This is a genomic window from Nostoc sp. (genome assembly GCF_036919555.1).
Classification (GTDB): Bacteria; Cyanobacteriota; Cyanobacteriia; order Cyanobacteriales; family Nostocaceae; genus Nostoc.
In genome coordinates this window covers 1-24085 of sequence record NZ_JBALCS010000108.1, presented here as the reverse complement: position 1 = coordinate 24085, position 24085 = coordinate 1, and the positions used below count along the sequence as shown (strand labels likewise).

At 43.6% G+C, this 24085-nt stretch carries 17 protein-coding genes; 9 read left to right on the top strand and 8 right to left on the bottom strand.

From position 1 onward, the window contains the following. Nucleotides 1-136 precede the first annotated feature (136 nt). Nucleotides 137-1807, bottom strand: a complete 1671-nt coding sequence (locus V7K36_RS30080; RefSeq protein ID WP_335121302.1) for an alpha/beta hydrolase — start codon at nt 1805-1807, stop codon at nt 137-139. A 492-nt stretch (nt 1808-2299) separates the two neighbouring features. Here V7K36_RS30080 and V7K36_RS30075 point away from each other — a divergent pair, with 492 nt between their 5' ends. Next, on the top strand, nt 2300-2755 hold the full coding sequence (locus V7K36_RS30075) for a hypothetical protein (protein WP_335121301.1): 456 nt from the start codon (nt 2300-2302) through the stop codon (nt 2753-2755). Between the two features lie 154 nt (nt 2756-2909). Here V7K36_RS30075 and V7K36_RS30070 read toward each other — a convergent pair whose 3' ends face one another. The 3 genes from V7K36_RS30070 to V7K36_RS30060 all read right to left on the bottom strand — a co-directional run bounded on the left by V7K36_RS30070 (nt 2910) and on the right by V7K36_RS30060 (nt 6670). Beyond that, nucleotides 2910-3965, bottom strand: a complete 1056-nt coding sequence (locus V7K36_RS30070) for a M28 family peptidase (RefSeq protein ID WP_335121300.1) — start codon at nt 3963-3965, stop codon at nt 2910-2912. A 58-nt stretch (nt 3966-4023) separates the two neighbouring features. Beyond that, a complete protein-coding gene (locus V7K36_RS30065) occupies nt 4024-5586 on the bottom strand; it encodes a metallophosphoesterase family protein (RefSeq protein ID WP_335121299.1) in 1563 nt (520 codons plus the stop codon). A 112-nt stretch (nt 5587-5698) separates the two neighbouring features. Then, nucleotides 5699-6670 (bottom strand): YegS/Rv2252/BmrU family lipid kinase, encoded by a 972-nt coding sequence (locus tag V7K36_RS30060; protein ID WP_335121298.1) that lies wholly within the window; start codon nt 6668-6670, stop codon nt 5699-5701. Between the two features lie 191 nt (nt 6671-6861). On the opposite strand from V7K36_RS30060, the gene V7K36_RS30055 reads away from it, so the two are divergent. Then, nucleotides 6862-7284, top strand: coding sequence for a lysozyme inhibitor LprI family protein (locus V7K36_RS30055; RefSeq protein ID WP_335121297.1), 423 nt, complete (start codon nt 6862-6864; stop codon nt 7282-7284). A gap of 517 nt (nt 7285-7801) precedes the next feature. Here the strand turns inward: V7K36_RS30055 and V7K36_RS30050 are convergent. Next, nucleotides 7802-8872, bottom strand: a complete 1071-nt coding sequence (locus V7K36_RS30050; RefSeq protein ID WP_335121296.1) for an LOG family protein — start codon at nt 8870-8872, stop codon at nt 7802-7804. 204 nt (nt 8873-9076) lie between these two features. After that, complete coding sequence (locus V7K36_RS30045) at nt 9077-10846, bottom strand: pentapeptide repeat-containing protein (RefSeq protein WP_335121295.1); 1770 nt, start codon at nt 10844-10846, stop codon at nt 9077-9079. Nucleotides 10847-11661: 815 nt separating this feature from the next. Here V7K36_RS30045 and V7K36_RS30040 point away from each other — a divergent pair. After that, the gene (locus V7K36_RS30040; RefSeq protein WP_335121294.1) at nt 11662-14700 is read left to right on the top strand and encodes a zinc-dependent metalloprotease; all 3039 of its coding nucleotides are present in this window, start codon (nt 11662-11664) and stop codon (nt 14698-14700) included. 829 nt (nt 14701-15529) lie between these two features. On the opposite strand, the gene V7K36_RS30035 is transcribed toward V7K36_RS30040, so the two are convergent. Continuing rightward, on the bottom strand, nt 15530-16111 hold the full coding sequence (locus V7K36_RS30035; RefSeq protein WP_335121293.1) for a type I restriction endonuclease: 582 nt from the start codon (nt 16109-16111) through the stop codon (nt 15530-15532). 930 nt (nt 16112-17041) lie between these two features. Here V7K36_RS30035 and V7K36_RS30030 point away from each other — a divergent pair. From V7K36_RS30030 to V7K36_RS30010, 5 genes are all read left to right on the top strand, one after another. Next, entirely contained in the window at nt 17042-17629 is a 588-nt protein-coding gene (locus V7K36_RS30030; RefSeq protein ID WP_335121292.1) for a sigma-70 family RNA polymerase sigma factor, read from the top strand. Beyond that, the gene (locus V7K36_RS30025; protein WP_334833388.1) at nt 17626-17973 is read left to right on the top strand and encodes a hypothetical protein; all 348 of its coding nucleotides are present in this window, start codon (nt 17626-17628) and stop codon (nt 17971-17973) included. The genes V7K36_RS30030 and V7K36_RS30025 overlap by 4 nt, the downstream gene beginning before the upstream one ends. A gap of 12 nt (nt 17974-17985) precedes the next feature. Continuing rightward, nucleotides 17986-18468, top strand: coding sequence for a Spy/CpxP family protein refolding chaperone (locus tag V7K36_RS30020; protein WP_335121291.1), 483 nt, complete (start codon nt 17986-17988; stop codon nt 18466-18468). A 4-nt stretch (nt 18469-18472) separates the two neighbouring features. Next, nucleotides 18473-20026, top strand: a complete 1554-nt coding sequence (locus V7K36_RS30015) for a DUF1800 domain-containing protein (protein WP_334943251.1) — start codon at nt 18473-18475, stop codon at nt 20024-20026. 228 nt (nt 20027-20254) lie between these two features. Beyond that, on the top strand, nt 20255-21487 hold the full coding sequence (locus V7K36_RS30010) for a DUF1501 domain-containing protein (RefSeq protein WP_335121290.1): 1233 nt from the start codon (nt 20255-20257) through the stop codon (nt 21485-21487). A 232-nt stretch (nt 21488-21719) separates the two neighbouring features. Here V7K36_RS30010 and cobJ read toward each other — a convergent pair whose 3' ends face one another. Further along, on the bottom strand, nt 21720-23453 hold the full coding sequence (gene cobJ / locus V7K36_RS30005) for a precorrin-3B C(17)-methyltransferase (protein WP_335121289.1): 1734 nt from the start codon (nt 23451-23453) through the stop codon (nt 21720-21722). Between the two features lie 273 nt (nt 23454-23726). Between cobJ and V7K36_RS30000 the strand changes: the two genes are divergently transcribed. Further along, nucleotides 23727-23975 carry a helix-turn-helix domain-containing protein gene (locus V7K36_RS30000; protein WP_335121288.1) on the top strand — a complete coding sequence of 83 codons (249 nt, stop codon included), beginning with the start codon at nt 23727-23729 and terminating at the stop codon, nt 23973-23975. The last annotated feature ends 110 nt before the right edge of the window (nt 23976-24085 follow it).

Genomic DNA, 24085 nt, shown 5'->3' with positions numbered 1-24085 from the left:
TAAGTATATGTAGTAGCGTGTCAAGGCTAAATTGATGCAATAGAAAAATTGAGTTATGTTTCTAAAATCCCAATCTTTCCAAGATTTGTAACGCACCATTTTAGCCTTGACACGCCAGTAGGGTGCGTTAGGACGCTTATTTCTCAACAAATTCTTTCACCACTGCCTTAGCGTCAGGAGGAATCTGCGTAATTAGGCGAAATGGAAATGCCGCAGTCGAAGCAAACTGGGCATAATCTGATGTCAGAAAGATAGCGTAGTTTTTAGCTTCTGGAGTCATCTGTGCAGCAAAGGCCAAAGCTATAGCTTTAACGTACCTGCGAACATCTGCTGCTTGTTCACCCACAACTTCACCGCCACTAATCGGTGTATTTGGTTGTCCTATCTGATCCAAAGTGGTACTGGGGTCTTTTACACTCAGATGAGTACCCCCAACTATACCAACTAGCCATTTTGGGGATGGAATTTTTTCAAATCCGATAATCTGTTCAGTTAAAGCTGGGGTGGTTTTATCTGCGGAACTTGCTAACACTAGGGTAGGAATTTGCACCTTAGTTAACCCAGTTTCGCCAAACATTAGAGAAGTTGTCGGATTGAGAGCGATCGCCTGTTTGATTCTAGTATCCCGTAGTTGATAGCTATTTTCTGGTAGTTCTTGAGCGATGCACTGCATAACTTCTCCCTCACTGAAGCTAGTCAAGTTCTTTTTACAACGTTGTTTGAGATGTTCGAGTTGTAACTCGGCTCCAGCAATTTCTAAAGCTGTACCACCACCAAAAGAATGGCCAATGACCATCGCGTTCGTGGTTGCAAGTTTCCCTTGTAGCGGATGATTAGGCGTTTGGTTGAGCTTTTCTAATTCGTCCAGAACAAAACTAATATCTTGAGGGCGATCCAAAAACTCATGAGGCTTCATAACTCTGGTTTTGCCTTGTAATGCTGAGTTAGTATTTGTCTGATTACTACCGGGATGCTCTAAAGCTGCTACTACATAACCGTGGGATGCTAAATGTTCTGCTAAATAACGCAAGTCCGTGCGGACTGACGAGAAGCCGTGAGAAAGGACAATTACGGGTTTGTCGAGAGTTGCAGCAGTTGACCAGTAAATATCAACTGGAATTTTACGTTGGCGCTTTTGATCATTCAGGCTTAAGTTGAGTATTTTTACTTGAGCTATTCCTGGTTGGCTGGGATCAAAAGGGAAAGCAATCTGCGCTGTTTTGGGGTCGAGTTGGGGAGTGATGGTTAGCATAAATTGCTGGGTACGCCAAAAAGCTGTATTCAAACTCCCTGTAACTATAAAAGCCTGTGGTAAATCAATTTCTAGGCGTTTACTCGGATAAGCGGCGATAAAACTCAATAAAGAAAGACCCTGCGGTGCAGTAGAGCCTAATACCAATCCTGCTCTCAGTGCTTGTACCCCAGCTTTGTCCTTTCGGGCTAAGGCCGTAGCGAAGTCATTGAGAATGCTTGTGCCAATTTGAGTATTAACTAACTTATTAACGGTAACAACATTAATCGGTACATTCATGCCCAGCGCCCCCAAGAAGAAGCGGCGTTGTTGTTCAGATAATCCTTTAGTGTAAGGCTGCAAACTCCCAGACAATTCCCCAGTTTTTGCAGCATTTTGCAACTCAGCAAGGGAGATAGATTCTGTAAATAAACCCAAACGCACAACAACTGTGTCAGCCGCAATGGCCGAAGTATTTGGCGCGATCAGTGTAAGTGCGATGCCTACGGTAAGGGCTTTGCCCAACGCGCTAAAGATACCTGCAACCGTCTTAAGACTTCCCCAATTTCTTACCATAACTTTTATACCAACTGTTACTTACGGAAATATAACGAATATTTGTGTATTTGACTACCGATTAATTGCTTAGAAATCAAAGGAGATTTTTTCCTGAACTTGATGGCGATGTCTACGCCTACGCTCTAATCTCCTCAAAACATCTGCTGATGGGAACAAAGCATAACAAAAGCAACGAATTGTAGAATTCATCACAGCTAAAAAATTGAGCATAAATCAGTGTTAACAGCCACAAAAGCCCGATTGTTTCTCAGCTAGGTTTAATACTGTAAGGAAGTTCTAGAACAGGGTAAGCGATCGCATCTACAATCTGCACTTTTTGTAGCCTGATATTTTGACTGCAATTTTTTTTGACAGGAAAGTTTAACCGACTGCTTAATGTTTTGTCTTTGCCTTTTAGAACGTGTTGCAGATAGATAGTCTTACTGCTGTAGCTGCACTATCATTACTCATCAAATTCTACCAGCCGCTTCAACAATTTTTTTTGGCTTTATGCGTCGCAGACTCCGCTATATTTTAATTTCGCTGCTCTCCCTGAGTATTATTACACTGTGGTGGCCTGTGAATGATTCTGATTGCAATTTCGAGACTTTTCTCGCATCAAAAACTCCAAAATTCCAAGTACATGCTACTAAGGTTATTGTTCAGCCGTGGCGTGGTCGTCACCATGTATATGGAATTTTTATGATTCCTGATGAATACAAACAAGCTCCATTTTTTGTGTTAACAGTTCAAGGTGCTGGCAGTTACTGTTCAAAACAATTTGGTTATAAAAAAAACTTTGATGATATCTTTGCTGAAGCAGGAACTTATCTGGTAAAGAAGCCTATTAGAACTCGAAAAACTCTGCGGCTTATTCTCCAAGGTTTGTACTTTCAGGTCAATGATAAAAAGAATTGGACGTTGACTTTCCCTGAACCAAAGACTAGTACCACTACGCCGAATTAGGGATTTGTTCTTTACAGCAGTTTTCATGTATTTAGACCACACGCTGATATCTATATTTCTTTCTTCCTGTGCGCCTTTGCGCCTTTGCTTGAGATAAAAAAACGTGGTTCATTTACCTGAAAATCGCTGTAATTACGAATTACGAATTATTCCGTCAGCTTGCTGGTTGAGTTTCTAAAACTTCGTTCTTTTCTAACAAGGCAGTAGTAGTATTGACTACAATCTGTGCTGCTCCTGTGAAAAACGATCGCTCGATAGTCGCTGGAACATCGCTAGGTTTATGATAGTGAGGAGTACGTAAATTTGCGGTATCTGTCACCAGCACAGAACCCACACCGTGATACCAAAATGGTGCATGGTCGCTGCGTAGGGTATCTGGTGTCAGTAAACCTTTAAAAGGAATTGGTACTGTTAGGACTGGTGGCAGATTTGATTCTTGTTTATTCAAGGCGGTTGAAGGGAGCATTTGTGAGTTTTGAAAGGCATTCAGCAAAGGCAAATGTTCTGTATCACCAACTACTGCCAAAAAGTCGCCCTTGTCGCTAGGTGGCGTAACAGGCAATCCGGCAGGGTATTTTTGACACCCAGCAGCGTAACAAGCATAACCCACCATATCCATAACGATCGCTCCGCCCAAGTTTTGCAAGCGTGTTGTCTTACTAACGAAAGCCCGACTACCCAAAAGTCCTGCTTCCTCCTTGTCAAAAAAAGCTAGCTGTAATGTCCGTGGTGTGGGATGAGAACCGAGCAACCGGGCTACTTCCAGCACCACAGCTACACCACTGGCATTATCATCGGCACCAGGGGATAAGAGAACAGTGTCGTAATGCGCTCCGACGAGAATTGCTTTAGCGGCTTTGTTAGTTCCTAGGCGTTCGGCAAAAATATTCACACCATCAGAGAACTTTTCCAATTTGGGCTTCCAGCCTAATTTTCTCAGTTCAGTTGTGATATAAGTGCGAGTCAGCGATCGCTCTGTTGTTGTATAGCGCTGAAAATTTAACTTTTGGATATGGTTTAATAGCTTGTCAGTAGACAGTTGCGGAGCAATGTTAACTTTTTTTAACTCTGCCTGTGGTTCGGGTGTTTCCACTGGAATACTCTGAACAATTGCTGGTGACGAACGCTGTTCAAAAAACGTGCTACCCTGACTACCCACCACCGCAACTGCCACCAACACCAACAGCATCAGCCAAATCCATTTTTTCATGCTCTTGCCAAAATTTTGACAACGACTACTGAGCCTCTAAGATTACTGAATCGATGCTCTAGATGATTATCGGCTCAAGTTCACGATTATGCCATTGCCGTTGATGCCATTCGGCAACCAAGGGACGAACAATAAACTTAGGCTGTCCATCGCCTTTAACGTCAATACGTAAACCTGAATAAGGTCGTCGTTTCTGAAAACCTTGACCGTTGCGACCAATGAAGAGATGCGATCGCGCCACTAATCTATTTTCATTTCCAAAAGTCTCCATCAAATCTGCTCCCTCAATTCGCTGGCGTCGCAAACTAAACCCGCTACCGCCACAAACAATCCAGTGGATATGCGAATCAGCATGTCCGGTATCCATTGTCTCAAGGTGTTCCAAGCAGTGCGCGTGACCGTTTAATACCAAATCGACCAAAGGACGCCCCTGAGTTAGGGAACCTATTTGTTTAGCTACCGCATCCAACACACCACGGAGGCGATCGCGAATGATCAGAGTTTGGGCTTGTTGCCACTTTGTCGCTTCAGTTACATAGGGAGGATGATGGAAATAAATCACCCTTCCCCGAACTTCAGGATTATTCCAAGATTCAATTAATCTTTGCTTGAGCCACTCCAGTTGTTCAATATCAGTCAGCAGTGTTTTATTACTGGCTAGTTGCTTATCAATGTCAACAATCATTTCTTCAATTTGTGACAGCTTGGCGTGGAAGTCGTCTAATTGGTCGGCTTCAGTGGGGTTTTCGGGACGAAGCTTGGCTGAGGTTTCAATGATTTGCTGCTTTTCTTGCTCTAAATCTTCACGCTGTTTTTCTAAGACTTTGCGATCGGCATCACCTGCTTTTGTTTTAGGCAGAGGTGGTGGATCGTTAAATGTATTAGAATCCAAGGCAAAGAAATCAATCCCGCCATAGCGAAAAGTGTAGTAACGATTGGGAAGGCGGGTGAAGTGCCCAGGTTCATAGGAAAGACAACAACCTGTATGTGTCTTGCCTGTGTAGTACTGATCTAAATGATGATTTAACTCTCCTGGAAGCTGAAACGCCTTAAGATAGTCGAGAAATGCCCGTGCGTAAGCGTCACCTGTTCCTGAGCCATGCAAACCCACATCTAAGTCTAACCGCGATCGCAACAGGCCACGAATCGGTAATGTTGTTAAGGACACCAAGCTCAATAAAATCGGTAAGTTATAGTAATCGTGATTTCCTGGTACAGGTAAAATGGGCAGCTTAAAAACCATCTGGTCATAGGCAATCTGTTTGGGATGTTCTCCGCCCAAGATAAACTCTCGGTAAGGCTCGATGAAGTTCTGCTGGTAGTATTCACTCGACCCCACTAAATAGATCACATCCCCGGTATGCAGCATAAAACTGGATTCGTTGTGATGAGGCAGCATGAGTTCAGCCACCTGTCGCTGGGGATTGTGTCCCCGGTGCTTGCCGGAACCACTATCACCGACAACTAAAAATGAGAACTCAGAATTGTCTGTTTGACCATCCTCCAACACCAGCCGAGTTTGGTCGATGTTCCGTTCCACAATTAACGGATCTTGCCACCGTACCCTCTGATTCATTTTACGAATTTTGTCAGCGATCGCTGGATCAGATACAAGTTTCAATGCAACCTACTCCTGAATCTTGAATTGCAGGGAAGATGAGGGAGCAGGGAGCTGGGAGCAGGGGGGAAATAACCAATAATGCCCCATGCCCCATGCCCCATGCCCCATGCCCTCACTCCTCTATTGTGTCTTTCATCTCAATAGTCAAATTAGGGAGTCCGTCTAGTTTTTCGGTAGGCTCAACTTCTTCTACTAATGGCACAAAAATTCTCAAGCCTGCTGGAACACACTTAATTTCTACCGGTGTTGTGCCCACTATTTCACCATCTAGAACAACCTTTTGTGGTGGGTTAGTCGTAATTTTAAATTGTTTGGCTCGCAGGAAGCCAATATCATCCCGTTCTACGGCGTTACCTGTAGAAGCCGTTTGAAATAGATGAAATGTCGCAGCGATCGCTCCTGCCTTGTTAGCTGGAGCTACAATCGTTAAATCTAGTAACCCATCATCATAAATCAGACCTGCTGGCCCCTGAGCTAAAACGGAAGTGGGAGGCGCGGCATTTGCGACTGTTACTGCACAGGCACTAGTTTTAATTATTTTGTCTTCAGTTTCAATTTCAACATCAAAATTTTTTAAGCTTCTCAGTTGCTGGATTCCTGCCAAAACGTAGGCCATCATCCCAAAGCGATTCTTGGCGTCCCGGTCTGCCAATTCTACAGTTTCAGCTTCAAAGCCAATACCTGCTAAGAGTACCATTGGCCGATCGTTGCAATAGGCTACATCTACACTGCGGATTCCTCCCTGTAAAATTGTCTGACATGCAGATGCGATCGTGTCAGGAATTCCTAAAGCTGTGGCAAAAGCGTTTGCTGTTCCTCTAGAAATGATCCCAAATGGAATCTCAGTACCCACTACAGCCGCCGCCGCCGCCGAGAGAGTTCCATCTCCCCCCGAAGCAATGATTGCATCTACCCCCCTTGCTACTGCTGCATATGCCAGATCGTCAGCGTCGATTTCTTCAGTTGTCAGATAAATATCTAGGTCAATATCTGGCTCTAATATTCCCCGAATTTCTGCCAGTTCTAGGTCTGGATCACCCTGACCAGCAACTGGATTGAAAATGAGGCAGGCGGAACGATTCATAAAATATAAAAGCTAAACTTAGATCACTAAAATACCAAATTATTTCTAGCATTATTGGAAAATTTTGACTTCCTTCTAACGGCTGGTTTACCTTTTGTCAGAAGTTTAGAAGTCTTCTGCGTCGGAAGATCCTAATGCTGACGCGTCTTTTGGTATCTTTTGTCCAATACTTAAACAATAAAAATTTTACCATGCGTCAATTATTACTAGTTTTCGCGAGTATCCTAACTCTCAGCAGTTTAGATGCCCCTAGCATGACAATAGCAGGCACAACGCCTAATTTAGGCAAGATGCGCTTAGTTCAAAAGCTCAATTGCAATAATTCTCAAACTCAAATAGCAATTAATGAATGTACGAAGTTATCTTATCAGAATGCAGATCAAAAACTGAATCGAGTTTATCAACAATTGCTATCTACCTTAAAAAGCTCTAGCAAACAGAAATTGATTGCTGCACAGGTAACATGGATCAAGTTTCGAGATAGCAATTGTGAGTTTGAAAGAAGCAGATATGAGGGAGGAAGTATTACTCCTACCATTTATTTTGGTTGTCTGGAAAGTACCACAAAACTGCGTACCCAACAATTACAGGAATATCTCAAATCCGATCGTTAATTTTTTTGATATCTAGCGATTTCTACAACGGGCTATTCGGCATCGCAATTCTATAACCCAATACAGTTCACTTAAGCATTTCTTCCTTCTCTTCCTTTGCGTCCTTTGCGGTTCGTTAAAAAAATTGACTTAGACAAAGAGTTAAGGAACGTGGATTAAATAAAATGAAAAACTTCATCCTGTCTCACGATCCCTCTCCTTTATAAGGCAATACGGTTCAGTTAAAGTCAAAAACCTTAACCTGCGTAGGTTGGGTTGAGGGACGAAACCCAACATTTTCGGTACTTTGTTGGGTTTCACTACGTTCAACCCAACCTACAATTATTCTTAACCCAAGCGTATTGCTTTATAAGGAGAGGGATTGAGGGTGAGGTAAGCCAGGGACATAAATTGTATGTTATTTAATTCTTATTCCTAAGCCTTAACCCAAGCGTATTGTTTTATAACCTTGAAGCAAGGAAAGGGAAAGTGATTCAAAATTTTTCCCCTTCCCTTTTTTATTTTTGAATTGTTAAACCTACTTTCTTTCTGGATGTGCTGCATCCTCTGGTGAAGGAGTACCCATCTGGTTAATTTTGGCAATCATCTGATACAAGCGCCCCAAGTCGCGTTGATTGAAGTACAAAATCAGGCGGGGTAGTCCAACAGTTTCATCTTGTGCTTCTTGAGGTAATGCCTGACTTTTTTCAATCCTTCCTTGAATAATAATGTCGCTGAAATCAACATTGAGTTTCTCTACAAGAGCGTCTGATATATCTGTCTTCAGGCGGATGACTAACTTATTGCTTACATATCGACAGGAATGATAAACCTGGTAAAAACGGGTGATAGCGTTGCAAGCCACATCCAAGTTGTCTGTCACCGTGTAAAGGCTGGGGTCTTCAGGACTTACAAGACCATTTTGCACGAGTTGCTTATCAATATATTCGCTCCAAGACCGCCAGTAATCACCACCAGGACGATCGATTAAAACTAGAGGTACTGGGCCAAATTTACCATTTTGGGTTAATGTCATACATTCAAAAGCTTCATCTTGAGTGCCAAAACCTCCCGGAAACAAGGCTACAGCATCACTTTCTTTGAGGAGAAACAGCTTGCGGGTAAAGAAATATTTGAAGTTAATTAGCTTGGTATCACCCTCTATAAACGGGTTTGCTTGCTGTTCAAAGGGTAACTGAATGTTTAATCCAAAGGAATTTTCTCGCCCAGCACCTTCGTGACCCGCCTGCATGATTCCACCGCCACCGCCGGTCATCACCATAAATCCTAATTCAGAAACAGCGCGAGCAAACTCAAGCGCCATTTGGTATTCTGGTGTATCTGTAGCTAGACGAGCAGAACCGAAGATGGTGATTTTCCGAACGTGTCGATAATCATAAAAAAGCTGGAAACCGCGCTCCATATCTGCTAATGCAGCCGACAATATTTTCCAATCGAGACGCTCAATTTCGGTATCAGCTAGACGAACAATAGTAGCAAGTGCTTGCTGAATAAATTGCCGATTTTTTAATGTCGGTAAACGAGCGATCAATTCAGCGATATCCGCCTGTAAAGACTCTAATGTGTCAAACGACGCAGATGAGGTCATGAGAACTGCTGCAACAATGGCACTATATTTTACGTGAACGACTCACACTCTAGCAAGCAGGATATAACCCTCTGATGTAGAGTTAGCAAACTCACAACTGGCTTTGAGGTAGTATTGCTCATTACTCAAGCCCAGATCCTCATCTTTTGAGATTGGAACTCGGAAGTTGGTGTTCGGAACTTGGCTTTTCCCCTTCCCCTGATCTCAATTCAGTCCCAGTTCTTCTTTCAACCCCTCCGGCACATTAACTGCTGTCTCTAATCCCCGCACATCTTCCCACTGCTGCTTTTTACCCCAAGTCATTTTTTCCATATTGGCATCGCTGAGGTCAGCACCACCCAAAATGGCATAGCTGAGATTACTGTGACTGAGATCCGCGCCATTGAAGATAGCACCACTGAGGTTACTGCCACTGAGGTTAGCACTGTTAAGGTTGGCATAGCTGAGGTCTGTACCGAACAGGATAGCGTCGGTGATGTCGGCACCACTGAGATCGGCTTCGCTAAGAATCACCCCACTGAGGTCGGCTTCGTTAAGAATCACCCGACTCAGGTCTACGCCGCTGAGGTCAGCACCTAAGAACATTGCGCCGTTAAGTCTGGCATTGTTAAGCTTGGCACCATTAAGTTTGGCGTAGCTGAGGTCGGCGGCGATAAGGATAGCATCACTGAGGTTGGTACTGAAAAGAATTGTGTCACTGAGATTAGTACCATTGAGGATGGCGTGACTCAAATCAGCACCACTGAGGTCGGCGCGGCAGAGGTCGGCATGGTTAAGGCTGACGCTGCGGAGGTTGGCTTCACTTAGATTCGCACCGAAAAGGATGGCGTTGCTAAGGTCAGCATGGCTAAGGTTGGTGTTGCTGAGGTCGGCGCGGTTGAGGTCGGCACTGGTAAGGTCGGCGCGGTTGAGGTCGGCACTACTAAGGTCGGCGCGGTTGAGGTCGGCGCGGCTAAGGTTGGCACAGCTAAGGTTAGCACCGATGAGGTTGGTGCTGCTGAGGTCAGCACCACTGAGGTTGGCACCGCTAAGGTTGGCACCGCTAAGGTTGGCATCGCCGAGGTTGGCACTGCTAAGGTTAGCACCGCTAAAGTTTACGCCAGTTAAGTTGGCATCGCCGAGGTATGCACGGCTGAGGTCGGCACCGCTAAAGTCTGCCCCGGTGAGGTTGGCATCGCCCAGGTATGCACCCCGAAAGTTGCCGCCTTTAAGGAATTGCCCGACTATACTGCTAAAGTTGCCAATTTCTAAGGCGTCGCTATAGTTGATGATCCGCAGCAGTTGGGATGTGAAAAAATTATCTGTGTCCGGTTGAGAAGATGGATAGAAGGTGATTTTTTGTTTGAGTTCATCTCGCTCTTGGGCGTAGCGGTGTAACTCTAACAGTAAAATCAGTACGTTCAGCCCTGTATATATGTCTACCTGTCTCAGCCCGATTGCAATATTTTGTGCCGCTAGCTTTAACTTTGTTTGCTGAGGTAGGTTTTCATTTGGTGTCCCATCGATAAATTCTCCCTGACACCAGCGACGATAAAAATCTTCTAGCCGCCAGAAAAGCTGTTCTAGGTGAACTTTTTTACCAGTCACAACCAATTCCATTAGTTGGTTGACTATTTCTGGTTTCAGTGCTCCATTGCCCAGTAAATCGTAAATCTCTTTATGCATCTGGCGATCGCACACTCTAAAATAAAACCCAGAGGGTAGAATGCCCAATGTGCGATCCTCGATCTTAGAAGTCAAACCGCTCTTTGATATTGTCCATTTTTCTAAGCTTTCTTGCAGTCTTAAAGAGCATAAATCTTCTGGCAAATTATCTTGAGCAAATTTAAGACTTTTGTTTGGTTCTTTAATACTTTTTCCTAGAGGTAAAACTGCTTCGGTTTCTGGCGATGTCGTCTTTGGCATCTCTTGTAACCTTGTACCTCTGGCATAACTTCTCAGCAGCAACCAGACTTGAGATAAATATGTTGACATTTTTGTGTCCGTTGTTACATTTTAATTATTGTTTTGATAATTCTGAAATTAAAAATTTTTCTATGCTAGTTTGCTTCTCACTGCCAAAAATTAATAGTATCAATAAATACTACACGAAAAACCTCATCTGTTGGTGATGTCTGCGACGGTAACAGAGCTTTGTCGTACCCCTACGGGGATCTTGCTAGCAAGAGCGTCTCGTAGAGAAGTGTGGGCTATAACAACGGCGTTCGTGGAGGGCGACTCTTCACTAATCTGTAGTAGCTTCAAGCTTCTTCTGGTGATCTAAATAAAGTGTTAGCTTAAAAATTGTTTCCAAAATCAAGTAATTTTCCGGTTTTGGCTAATTTGTTATGCTTTTTTTTCCAGAAATTTATGAGTCTGAATGTAAGAATAATACTTGCTGTTTGTTGTAGAGGCAATTGTTAGGAAAAATCTTATAGTAAAACAAAAATTCAAGAGAGTTACATCAAAAGAGCAGCTCCTTGCGTATTTTCCTCACGGCAGTTCCTTCTCCTGTCAAAGACGCTTGCGCGTAGCTTGCTTGTATTGCAGGGAAGTCGGGCATTACCTGCCCAACGGACTGCCTCGGCAAAGTTGTGGCGACTGCGGGAGGCGGAGTGACTCCGACTCCGAGCTACGTGTGTTTGGTCTTAAACCCTTTAATTTCCGATAAAGCTGAAAATGGCAACTAAAATTGAAGTCTAAAGTTTGCTGTTTAATCTAAAACAGCTAAAAGAATCGGCAAAAAGCAGGCTATATAGCTTTAGAAAAGTTAAAAATTAACTACGGAATAATTATCGGGTATAGATGGGATGAAGAATAGATTAACCTTTTATATGATTTTGTTACATAGTTTATTTTTAGGAATAGCAACGGCTAGCGCCAAGTCACCATCTATTAACAGAGTTGATCCAGATTTGTCAACCAAGCATCAGGCTGTACGGGTTGTAGAAGCTGTGGTTACGGACAGAACTAGAGAAAAATCATATAGTCAGTTAACGACAGAAACTTCTGCAACTAAAATTTCAGCGTTATCGGCAAAGGGTATAAATATTCCCCCGAAACAGAGGCTACCGTCAGGGCAAGTTTGGGTAATTAATCAAAATAAATACGCACAAGCTCAACCGTTTATTTGGGTAGTAAAAGACCTGAGAAAAGCAGGACAGCAACCATTTTTACTAGCTATAAAATCACCACAAAAACCGAATTCAAAGCCTAATTCTAGTGCTAAACCGCCAGCAAAGGATGTTTTACAGCCGTTTGACGAAGTAATCAAAGACACCCAAAAGTTAGGGGGATTGTTCACCCTTTATCGTAATAAAGAAAAGAATAAAATTTATCTAGAAATTAAGCCAGAGCAACTTAATAAAAATTACCTAGCGACAACAACCTTGGAATCGGGCATTGGCGAACGGGGTATTTACAGTGGTATGCCTTTGCAAGATTTTTTGTTTTATTTCCAACGGGTGGATGATAAACTAAACTTTGTGATTCGCAATGTGAATTTTCGCACTCGTGAGGGAGATCCCCAGGTGCGATCGCTAGCCCGGTCTTTTAGTGACTCCGTTCTCTACACCATTTCCATTAAAAGCATTCATCCACAACGCAAAACTATTCTCATCGACTTAGGCGATTTGTTGCTGACAGACTTAGCTGGATTATCTGTAAGTTTAGGAGTCTCAGGAAGCACAGACCAATCCTATTTTGGTACTGCTAAAGCTTTTCCCCAAAACTTAGAAATTGAGTCAGTTTTGAATTTCTTTGGTGGCGCTGACCACGAAAGTGAAATACCAAACTTTGCGTCGCTAGCTGACAAGCGTGGCTTTACCCTGCGTGTCCACTACAGTCTCTCTCAACTACCCAATCAAGATTATCGACCGCGCCTTGCTGACGATCGCATCGGCTATTTCATCACCGCCTACCAAGATTTATCCAAAGACGATGGCGGCGATTCTTTTGTCCGCTACATCAATCGCTGGCATTTAGAAAAACAAGACCCAAAAGCAGTAATTTCTCCCCCCAAAAAACCGATTGTCTTCTGGATTGATAACGCTGTGCCCTTAGAGTACCGCGATCCGATGAAAGAAGGCGTCCTGATGTGGAACAAAGCCTTTCTGAAAGCTGGATTCAAGGATGCAATTGAAGTCCGCCAAATGCCCGATGACGCCACATGGGACCCAGCAGATATTCGTTACAACACGATTCGCTGGATTAATACAGTTGATGGTTATTTTGCAATGGGGCCATCTCGCGTTAACCCATTGACTGGGGAAATTTTGGATGCAGACATTCTCGTAGATGCCAGTTTTATCCGGGCACTCAAGAATGATTATCGCAAAATCGTCCAACCCAGCCAAACACAAAATCGCACTACTTTATCAGCTTTGATGCAAAATCGTCTACTTTGCGCCAATGGTTTAGATGCGAAAAACAATGGTGTCCCTCAGCAGATGCAAGAACAACCTCTGTTATTGAGTCGTTTATCGAAAATGGCAGGCGAGTACGATTTATGCTATGGGATGGAAGCTGCTAACCAGTTTGCCTTTGGTTCATTGGCGATGTCACTGCTACCTGATAGCATGACCACTCCTGATCAGATGAAAAAATATATCAATCAATATATACGTTTAATTATCGCTCACGAAGTTGGACATACTCTTGGTTTACGCCATAACTTCCGTGGTAGTACACTGCTAGCACCACAGGAGATGAATAATACGGAAATTACCAAAACTAAAGGTCTGACAAGTTCCGTAATGGACTACATTCCCCCAAATATTGCTCCTCAAGGTACAAAACAGGGAGATTATTTTCCTAGCATGGTGGGGCCTTATGATGAATGGGCGATTAAATACGGCTACATACCAATTCAGACATCAACTCCCATAGCAGAAAAGCCAATTTTGGAGAAAATTGCTGCACAATCCTACAAGCCAGAGTTGAGTTATTCTACAGATGAAGATGTGTATGACCTTGACCCCACAGCCGATGCTTGGGATAACAGCAGCAATGTCCTGCTTTATTCTCAGTGGCAGTTGAATAATTCACGGGTGATGTGGAAACGTCTGGATAAGCGTTACCCACTGGCTGGTGATAGTTACACCGATGTGAGCGAACGTTTTAGCACAGTATTGGGTAACTATTTCCAGCAAATCTATTACACCACAAAATACATCGGTGGACAGTCTTTCTATCGCATTCACCCTAGCGAGATACCTGCCGATAACGTCTCTGGAGTCAGCCAACACCGATTACCATTTGAACCAGTACCAGTTGAACAACAACGCCAAGCTTTACAGACGCTGCAAAAGTATGTGTTTGCAGAAGATGCCCTGAGCTTTTCACCAGAACTACTGAATAAATTAGCACCTTCCCGTTGGCGACATTGGGGTAGTTATCCGCAAGTTGGCCGTTTGGATTTTCCAATTCATGACTTGGTGCTACTCATGCAGGGTTCTGTGTTGCGGGATTTACTCTCAGGCGATCGCCTCTCTCGCCTTAAGGATATCGAACTCAAAACAAAGCCCGGAAAAGCACTGACTCTTCCAGAATTATTTGACACTTTGCAGTCAGATATCTGGACAGAAGTAATCAAACCAAAAGGTAAATTAACGAAGATTTCCAGTTTGCGGCGAGGCTTGCAGCGTGAATACCTGAACATTTTGACGGCTATGGTGTTACGGAAAGAATCTGTTCCAGAAGATGCTCGCACGATGGCGTGGTATAAACTCAAACAATTGGATGATCAACTTAAGCAGGTTAATTCCGATGATGAATACACGAAAGCGCACTTATTAGAAACGCGCGATCGCATCGAGAAAGTCTTAAACGCCCCGTTGCAAGCGAATTAGAAAGATTAATATAGCGGTTCTCACTTGAGTGATGTACAAGAACCCCACCCCCAACCCCCTCCCCGCTCTTCGAGAGCAGGGCGGTTTCATACAAGCAGAGAAAAAACTTTATCGAGTTGATTTGATAAGGCACGTTGAGCTTGAGGAATGGTTCGGAAACCAAAAAAATCGAGCGTTAGTAATTCTCATTGCATAATTCCATGAATTACTTTCTTTCTTTGTTTGTATATTAAACTTTTTTGCCTCATTCCCCCAACAATCCCAAGCAGGACAAGATTTACAGGCAAACATCTCGGTTCTTCGTCATGTTTGGACAGAGCTTTTCTACTAGTCATAGAAGATTTCAGGCTTGCGAGAATGTTCACGCCGTCGTGCATGAAGTACTGTAGCCCACATTCCGCACCCTAAGATATCATTAAGTATAATCACTTATTTTCTCTAGGTTGCCAGCGACAAATTATGCTAATAAAAATTTTTGTCTCAGTTAAAATAAGGAAATTAAGTATATAAATTAGCTCTACTTCCTTCTAACAACCAGTAAAAGCCGATTGTGACAGTTGAGGGTGCGAAATGTAGGCTGTAGATTCGTTAGTAAGCGATCGCACTCTATTCTTAGAAGAAAACCCAAGCGATCGCTCCCTCACAGACGATCGCCTCAGCCGGGTGTATTCAGGCGCGTTGGAGGAGTCGGTGCAGAAGTTTTTGGAGATTTTGGGGAAGCTGAATCGCGCTTATCTTACTGTTTTGGAAGAAAAAGTGTTGAGTGTTTTGGAGTTGGAAATCAGAGATTAATCCAATTTTGAAACAATCTAACAGTGCTGTTAGTAACTTAAGATTCTGTAATAATTCTACCCAAATACATTATGATTCTTAAAACTTCAAATAAATTGTTACGATATTGCGATCGCGTTGCAAATAGATCGGAAATACCGTACTGTTTACCCAAGGTTTTGACAAACAAATAGCTGCTACCATTGGCGATCATGCCATACAGAGGTTGTTCTGGTTTGGGATGAATCGCCATGTAAACTAATGTCTGGGGAATCGCTAATTCTAAATCAAAGGTCGTCTTTTTTGACTCAATTAACACAATCCATAATTTAGCTTGCAAAACTAAAGCGTCAATTCTTCCCCTTAAAATCTCTTCACTATCTCCTTGTGCTTCAATCTCAACGGATACTTCGGTTTTAAACCTGTAGGGTGCTTGATAGAATCCTGCAAGTTCCAGTAATGGTGACAACATGACCATTTTGACAGTTTCTTCTAAGAGGCTTCCATCTGAAATTTGATAAAGATAATTTTGTCGAACTTGTTCTAATCTTGCCTGTTCTGCTTCACTTAGTAGAGGTAAATCCACCATCCATTCGGTAAAAAATTGACTATAGGAATCCGATTTGATTTCTGAAAACATACTGAGACTGAAAATCCCGTTTGATCAGGGTTTTATCCGAAATCTTGTTCAAAAATCAGATATGAGTCCTATATAGGACTAGTATTTGATTTCTGAAAAGATACGTAGGGTGTGTTAGAACGCAGTTCGTAACGCACCAAACCGTTGATGATGGTGCGTTACGAACTGCGTTCTAACACACCCTACAATACCTAATTTTGTTCAAAAATCAAATATGATTCCTATATCACCACTTAGTGTTAACCCCAGTTTCTCCTCGACTTGGCGAAGGGTGGTAATTTTTTCTGCAATGGCTATGCTTGTGATCATGGTTAAATTTACACTACTTGCCTAATATTAGGATAATTTAAAGAGCCACTGAACTACTCTGCCAGGACGGTCAGGAACTTAGAATAACAAAAAGTTGATGAAAACCAATGCCGCTCGACTACTTGATAAACTAGTTATTCCCTACCAAATTCTTACTTATAAGGGACTTCCAAAGAATAAATTAATCAATAAAAGTCAAGAATACCTGCTTAAATAATAATGATAATTATTCTATTTATTGCTGATTTTATTTTTTTTTGAAGTCCCTAACACCAGTTTAATTTCTCTCACGAGTGTTAGAATTCTGTTTTTTGCTCAAAATAGCAGCTTTAAATCAATACCAGCCGTGTTCTTAATTGCTCGTTGTGTGGCGTGGATCTGGATCGTACTTAATATATATATAGTCAGAAATTACACGTTTTGGCTGCTCTAAAATACTTGCCTAAACTTAGTAAAACTAGGTACTAGTAAATGAATTGCTACGTATTGAGAGCCGTAATTACCTTGGACAGGTGTTGCCTATGCCCAAACTTCTAACCCATTTGAACCTTTTTCCCATTCATCCGGTCTAATAAATACAAGCAACGAAACGGATAGAGGAGAACGCCTCAGGTGTTAGTTGTGTCAGCCAAGGTTAATAAACCAAATCAATCCATTAACGAATCAGAAAGCGAATCTGACAGTTATCTAGTACAGCAGTGCTTGCGGGGTGATACCCAAAGTTACGGTCAGCTTTACCGACGCCATCAGCAAAGAGTGAGGTCAATCCTTTACAAACTATGCACTCCAGCCTCTCTCGACGATGTAGTGCAGGAAGTGTTTCTGCAAGCGTGGAAAGGATTGCCCAAGTTTCGCCAAACAGCAAAATTCTCCACTTGGCTGTACCGAATCGCTTGGAACCTGGCTTATGACCAGCGACAGGCAGATGTTAAAAGGCGAACTCAATTACAGATTCTGAGTGAAAAAACTCCTACCCAACAGGAAGCCCCAGAGTTAATGAATCTGCATTATCAAGACCTTGTGCAACGGGGACTGGCAAACCTAAGTTTTGACCATCGTACGATATTGGTTTTGCATGATTTGGAAGAAGTACCTCAAAAAGAGGTAGCACAAATCCTGGACATTCCTCTGGGAACAGTCAAGTCACGCCTATTCCATGCTCGTGCTGCCATGCGTCAATTTCTCCAAAACCAAGGAGTACAGCTATGACTCAGCTCCCCAATGATGATTCTGACCTAATTAATTTTCTCTGCCAACATTGTCCAGAAGTTCCGCCAGCCTCGCCTGATTTGGAACAACAAATTTTACAACAGGTGAAAACTTCGCCTCAAGCACCCTTACGCCACTATTCAAGGCTGAGGTTAGTTCTGCCTGCTCTTGCAGCTGGATTAGTAGCTGCGATAGTTGGCTACCGTGCCTTGATACCTGCTCAACCGAGTCCGGCTGAACTTGCCAGATTGGAAACTTTTATTGAAAGCAATTGGCAAGCTACAGCCAGTAGTGAACATCTGGAAAGTGATGTATGGCATTTTACAGATTTAGATACTGAATAGGAGATCGCTTTGATGTTAATACGTCGTGTTTCCATTTTGGCGGTGACGATGCTTACCCTTAGTAGCACTATTGCTCTGGCCAAGCCAACTTTACTTTCACGCCAAGTCATTGCCCAAACCCCCACAAGTGTACCTCATCCAAATGGTGGGAAATCAGGGGGATGGCTCCAGGATTTGAATTTGACATCCGAGCAACTGCAACAGATTAAGCAAATTCGTAATCAATCCAAACCGCAGATAGCCCAAAAATCACAAGTGATACGTCAAGGGCAACAGGAATTATATGACCTGATAGCCGGGACAGCTACTAAAGAGCAAGTGCGTCATAAATATAACCAAATCAAGCTTGTAAAGCAGCAACTTGCTGAGGTCCAGTTTGAAAATACGCTTGCGATTCGGGAAATCTTAAACCCAGAGCAACGGCAGAAATTTGCCGATCGCATGTATAAGAAAAATCTTCGCCCAAATCCTCCACCCGCAGCACAACACAATTAACTCTATGACTGTCAAGCCTAAATATTGGGTGTTGTTGCTGTTTATCTTACTGGGAGGAATTGACCCCAGTCATGCAGCCTCCATACCTGTTGAGCCAAAAGTATTACATATAATTAATCGCCTCAGCTTTGGCCCTCGCCCTGGAGATGTGCAAAGAGTGGAATCTATGGGTGTAGAGCGATACATTCAAGAGCAACTCTCACCCGATTCTATTCCCGAACCGCAAAGTCTGACTAGCCAACTAAAGCAGCTAGATACTCTCCACTTGAATCCAGTGGAACTCTCAGAATATGGTACAACTCATCTCCCAGGACAAAAACCAAGCCTTGAAGAAATAAAAACTGCCAACAAGCGGGGTAAACAGGTGGTAGATGAGGCAGTCCAGGCGCGGTTATTACAGGCAACTAGCAGTCCTCGACAACTCCAGGAAGTGATGGTGGACTTTTGGTATAACCATTTTAATGTGGATGCTGGAAAAGGACGCGATCGCCTCTGGGTGGGAGCTTATGAACAAGAGGCAATTCGACCTTACGCTTTGGGTCGCTTTCGTGACCTATTAGGGGCAACAGCTCATCATCCAGCCATGCAGTATTATCTGGACAACTTCCAAAATCGGGCTGATAGCCGCCCCGATGCTCAGGGTAATGTCCGAGGTTTGAATGAGAACTATGCCCGTGAACTGATGGAGTTACACACTCTCGGCGTGGATGGAGGTTATACTCAGCAAGATGTGATTGCTCTGGCGCGGATTTTGAGTGGTTGGGGTTTCAGTCGTCCCGGTCAGCAGACAGATAATAATTTCGGATTTTACTTTAACCCAAAGCGCCATGATTTTAGCGACAAAGTTTTCCTGGGACACACAATTAAAAGCGGTGGTGAAACCGAAGGGGAGGAAGCTCTAGATATTTTGGCTCACAGTCCGGCGACTGCACGTCATATCAGCTATCAGATAGCTCAATATTTTGTCAGCGATCGCCCCCCCACTTCTCTGGTAAACAATCTTACACAACGTTATCTTACCACTGATGGCAATATTCGTGAGGTTCTCAACACCCTATTCCACAGCCGGGAATTCTGGGATGCAAAAAACTTTAATGCCAAATTTAAAACACCCTATCAATACGCTATTTCTGCGGTGCGAGCCACAGGCATCGAAGTGAATAACACAAGACCAATCTCCAACCTGCTGCAACAGTTGGCAATGCCTCTATACCGTTGTCAAACTCCAGACGGTTACAAAAACACAGCAGATGTGTGGTTAAATCCTGATGCGATGAATCGCCGCCTCAGCTTTGCGACAGCGATCGCCAATGGAAATTTACCCTTATCAACCATCCCCACAAATATGGAACAGGGTGACAGGACACTGGAACAAGGAAAAATCGGCACTGAGCAAATACCTGCACAAAAGTCTCCCAGGATTCCTGTAGATGCTTGGCAACTAACCAATACATTGGGCAATTCTTTTTCAGTGAAAACCCAGATGGCGATCGCTTCTAGTGACTCTCAAATCCGTAGTGCTTTAATCTTGGGCAGTCCAGAATTTATGCGTCGTTAGTTGTCAGTTACAAAACTCAACTCATAACTCATATATAGCGTTTTCTTTTCCTAATCATATTAGATCATAGTCGCCTCCTGGCTTGCTCTTAGGGGGTTAGAGGTGGGGAATTTGTACCTCACTAACAGTTTTGCCTTGATGCAATATGCCCTTTGATCGCCCAAATCGGCGCTCCCACAAATTGTATTCTACCGAATTTAAAACAGTCATAATTAAGTACTTTTAAAGATGAAAAGACGTAATTTTCTCATCCAAAGTGGAATTTTTTCAGCTGCGGCAATCACAGCCATCGGTAGCAATACTTGGGTAGCTAGATCGGCTATTCCTAACAGCGATCGCCAGCGCTTGATTGTAATCTTCCTCCGGGGGGCGGTAGACGGTTTAAACGTCGTAGTTCCTTACTCACAAACAGCTTACTATCAAGCCCGACCGCAAATTGCTATTCCCCAACCAGGGAAGGAAGGGGGAGTCTTAGATTTAGATGGGCGCTTTGGGTTACATCCAGCATTAGCTCCTCTGATGCCCTTCTGGCAGCAGAGTAGTCTGGCATTGGTTCATGCTTGTGGTTCCCCCGATCCCACTCGTTCTCACTTTGATGCTCAAGAATATATGGAAAACGCTACTCCTGGTGACAAACATACTCAGGATGGTTGGATGAATCGTTTACTAGGGGTAATTTCTCAAAAAACACCCATCCAAGCAGTAAGTGTCGGAGAAACAACACCCTGGATTTTTTCTGGTCGGATGTCTGTAGCTAACATCGCATCAGGGAGAAATGCTAGCAGACCTCTGCCAATAGATCGTCCTCAATTAGCAGCAGCATTTGACCAACTTTATGGCGGTGATGATGCCCTAAGTCAGACCTATCGCCAAGGACGAATAGCGCATCAGGCCATCCTGAATGACCTGGATAGTGAAATGAAAATGGCGAATAATGGTGCGCCTTTACCTGATGGCTTCGCCAGCGATGCCCAACGATTGGCGCAACTAATGGTCAAAGACCCCAGAATTGAGTTAGGGTTTATGGCTTTGGGGGGTTGGGATACCCATGTAAATCAAGGTAGCACTCAAGGACAATTAGCTCGGAACTTAAAAAAATTGGGTTCAGGTTTAGCAACTTTGGTCAACGGTTTGGGGAACGTTTACCAGAATACGACAATTGTTGTAATGTCCGAGTTTGGTCGTACAGTCAAGCAAAATGATAACGGTGGTACTGACCATGGTCATGGGAATGTCATGTGGGTTTTGGGCGGTAAAATTCGCGGTGGTAAAGTTTACGGTGAATGGCCAGGTCTATCTACAGCCGAACTTTACCAAGGTAGAGACTTGGCTATTACCACTGATTTTCGGGATGTTATCTCTGCGGTGTTGTCAGATCATCTACATCTCAATGAAGCAAAATTGAATCAAGTGTTGCCAAATTACACCTCTACTCAAAAAGTAGCATTAATTGTTAAGTAAGCTGATGTACCTCATGTGATTAGGAAACGCTATAAACTTGATTGAAAAATGTTGGTCTTGGTTAAAGAGTCGAATCCGTAAAAAACTGAGGCAGTTTAGACATCTCCAGAAATGAGGTATCGACCCTGACTGCACAAGGCTTTTATCTTCTTTTTCGGAGATGTCTTTTGATTGTTTACGAGATGCCATTGAGGACGTATTGCGTTTTGCGTCCTAACCGCCTTGGCGGTTGCTATACCTGCTGTTCGGTATACCGACGGGGGGTATAAACCCAGATATTACCATCGCGGCGCTTGATGGTTCGGGTTTTTGTGGAACCAACGAGAATAATTGTTCGCATATCAGCGCTTGCTGGTGCTAATTCATCAAGTGCGATCGCTTTCACCGTCTGTCCTGGTCTACCGAGATTCCGTGCCAATACTACTGGTGTATCCGGTGTTCTATGTCGCAGCAAAATATTTCTTGCTTCTGCTAGTTGCCAGGTACGCTCTTTGGAAACAGGATTGTAGAAAGCGATGACGAAATCAGCCTCAGCAGCAGCAGTAATTCGTTGTGCGATCGTAGACCAAGGTTTCAAGATGTCAGAGAGGGAAATAGCACAGAAGTCATGTCCAAGGGGCGCACCAATGGCGGCGGCGGCTGCCTGCATGGCGGAGATGCCTGGTGCTACATGAATGTCGATATTGTCCCATTCAGGTTTGGCATAGCGATCGCACACTTCAAAAACTGCTGTTGCCATTGCATATATACCGGGGTCGCCAGATGAAACTACAGCTACATATCGCCCAGATGCTGCCAAATCAAGAGCCATTTTTGCCCGTGCTTCTTCTTCGCGGTTGTCGGACTCATGCCGTTGCTTGCCATCAGCCAGAGAACCAACTAAATCTAAATAAGTTTTGTAACCCACTAGGTCAGTTGCCGACTTGATTATCTCCTTCACTTCTTTTGACATCCATTGCAATCCACCAGGTCCCGTGCCAATAATCGCTAACCGTCCGCGTGGCTGACCTGTGATGTTGAGGTCAATTGGTTGAGGGGCAATGGCGATCGCAATCTGGGCAGATGCGGGAGTAATGGGGGATGTGCCTGTAGCGGCGATCGCTGCGGCTTGGGCGGGGCTATAACCTTGTGAAAGTAGGCTTTCTAGCTGATTTAGGGTAAAAAAGCGGGCAGGCACTCCCAAGGCGCTAGCTACGGCGTGGATTGCTGGATCGGCAGCAGCAGTGATGGGTGCAAATATGCCGGCGACTGATGCTCTTTCTAGTTTGGCATCAGCTAGTAACTGCTGTACTAAAGCTACTGCATCATCAATTGTGCCACTAATTGCGATCGCGATCGTTGCGGGGTGGTAGACAAGGCAGTTGGCTGTAGGAGTCACCAAACGTTCAGTAACTTGGATAGTCAAATCTCCTTTTGGATCTATGGGCAGTTTACTATCGCTCAACCAAGGTGCTATGCCTTCAAGTTTGACTTCTGCCCCGGCTAGCAAATCTGAGATAAATTTCTTAGCATCGTCTGGGTTTGCTAAATGGTATCCGGGGGGAGGAGACAACAACGTTGTGCCTAAACGTAAATCGCCTGTGGTCGTAATTGCAGGCTTGACATCAAGGGCTTCGGCAATGCGGCGGGCCAAATCATTTACCCCACCAAGTCCGCCCAAAAGTGGGACAACAGCGCTACCATCCTCAGCCACAGCTAGCACTGGTGGTTCCTGTTGTTTCTTTGAGAGTACAGGAGCTAACGTCCTAATTAAAATACCGGCGGCACAAATGCCAATTAGCGGCGTTCCCTGGACAAATAACTCGCGCAACGTCTCGCCAAAATTAGTAAAGCTGACATCAACTCCAGACGTGCGACCCGCTAGACCGTATAGCGTCGCCCCTGGTAGGACGCTGATTATTTTGCGTGCTACTGTCACGCTATTTTGACCTAGTACTACAATGGCGGGTGCAACATTCATGATCATAAGTAGATATCTTGCAAAATCTGATATCCTTCAAATGAAACCACAGATTTAGACATGAAGAGACTTCCCCTTTACGAGGTTGGGGAATTCAGAGTGCAATGTCTACGATGGTCTTCTCTACGAGAGGCTACGCGTATGATATCTTCGTAGTAGCTTTTTAAAACCTACTTTGGGTTTATCCTATATTAGGTTTTAGAATTTAACTGAGTTCAGTAATATCTACTAACTCTCATCGAGATCGAATAAACCATCGGCAGAAAAAGGCAAGCTAAAGTGCCTAAATCAGTTTTCAGCGAAGAGTACAATCGGTTTCGCCAGCTACTTATCGAAGCCCGCAAAGCTGCCAAACTCACTCAAGCAGAATTGTCCGCAAAGCTAGAGCTTCCGCAATCCTATGTATCAAAGTATGAACGTGGAGAGCGTCGTCTTGACGTGATTGAATTTTTACAAATTGCCCAAGTCCTTAAAATAGATCCGCTTGCTTTTATCGAAGAACTGGTGAAATACCAGAAGGAGACATAATTATTATTATTCAATAGAACTCTTGCATAAATATTTTGTGGTATAATCTTGGGTTATTTTAATTTGAGTTTTGGCAATTAAAATAGGAAGGATCTATCGATTTTTTCGAT

What these genes read in the sequence shown, in the direction of transcription:
- V7K36_RS30045 (WP_335121295.1), bottom strand. Translation starts at nt 10,846, where the DNA reads ATGTCAACATATTTATCTCAAGTCTGGTTGCTGCTGAGAAGTTATGCC.
- V7K36_RS30040 (WP_335121294.1), top strand. Translation starts at nt 11,662, where the DNA reads ATGAAGAATAGATTAACCTTTTATATGATTTTGTTACATAGTTTATTT.
- cobJ (WP_335121289.1), bottom strand. Translation starts at nt 23,453, where the DNA reads ATGATCATGAATGTTGCACCCGCCATTGTAGTACTAGGTCAAAATAGC.
- V7K36_RS30070 (WP_335121300.1), bottom strand. Translation starts at nt 3,965, where the DNA reads ATGAAAAAATGGATTTGGCTGATGCTGTTGGTGTTGGTGGCAGTTGCG.
- V7K36_RS30060 (WP_335121298.1), bottom strand. Translation starts at nt 6,670, where the DNA reads ATGAATCGTTCCGCCTGCCTCATTTTCAATCCAGTTGCTGGTCAGGGT.
- V7K36_RS30010 (WP_335121290.1), top strand. Translation starts at nt 20,255, where the DNA reads ATGAAAAGACGTAATTTTCTCATCCAAAGTGGAATTTTTTCAGCTGCG.
- V7K36_RS30020 (WP_335121291.1), top strand. Translation starts at nt 17,986, where the DNA reads ATGTTAATACGTCGTGTTTCCATTTTGGCGGTGACGATGCTTACCCTT.
- V7K36_RS30080 (WP_335121302.1), bottom strand. Translation starts at nt 1,807, where the DNA reads ATGGTAAGAAATTGGGGAAGTCTTAAGACGGTTGCAGGTATCTTTAGC.
- V7K36_RS30075 (WP_335121301.1), top strand. Translation starts at nt 2,300, where the DNA reads ATGCGTCGCAGACTCCGCTATATTTTAATTTCGCTGCTCTCCCTGAGT.
- V7K36_RS30055 (WP_335121297.1), top strand. Translation starts at nt 6,862, where the DNA reads ATGCGTCAATTATTACTAGTTTTCGCGAGTATCCTAACTCTCAGCAGT.
- V7K36_RS30015 (WP_334943251.1), top strand. Translation starts at nt 18,473, where the DNA reads ATGACTGTCAAGCCTAAATATTGGGTGTTGTTGCTGTTTATCTTACTG.
- V7K36_RS30035 (WP_335121293.1), bottom strand. Translation starts at nt 16,111, where the DNA reads ATGTTTTCAGAAATCAAATCGGATTCCTATAGTCAATTTTTTACCGAA.
- V7K36_RS30025 (WP_334833388.1), top strand. Translation starts at nt 17,626, where the DNA reads ATGACTCAGCTCCCCAATGATGATTCTGACCTAATTAATTTTCTCTGC.
- V7K36_RS30050 (WP_335121296.1), bottom strand. Translation starts at nt 8,872, where the DNA reads ATGACCTCATCTGCGTCGTTTGACACATTAGAGTCTTTACAGGCGGAT.